The organism is Bacillus sp. HY001, from assembly GCF_007558965.1.
GTDB lineage: Bacteria > Bacillota > Bacilli > Bacillales > Bacillaceae_G > Bacillus_A > Bacillus_A mobilis.
Genome location: NZ_VLTE01000444.1, coordinates 1 through 216 on the forward strand (window position 1 = coordinate 1; position 216 = coordinate 216).

Annotated in this window: 1 pseudogene; it reads left to right on the forward strand. The window is 30.6% G+C overall.

Annotated features, from left to right (window positions below):
• Nucleotides 1-216: pseudogene (locus FOT98_RS32160) on the forward strand (winged helix-turn-helix transcriptional regulator); the annotation flags it as partial.

Consider the following 216-nt stretch of genomic DNA (forward strand, 5'->3'; position numbering starts at 1 on the left):
GAATTTTTCAATGGACACGATTTAACTTTATCTGTAGATAGGAGGAAGTTGGAAAATAGCAATTATATGGATTTTGTTACACCGTTCACCTTTAAGATTAAGTGAGATACAAAAAAAATTTCTTGATATGAATCAATGCATGTTAATCCGACGATTAAGAGAGTTAGAGGAAGATAAAATAATTACTAGGTGTGTATATCCTATAGTACCTCCAAA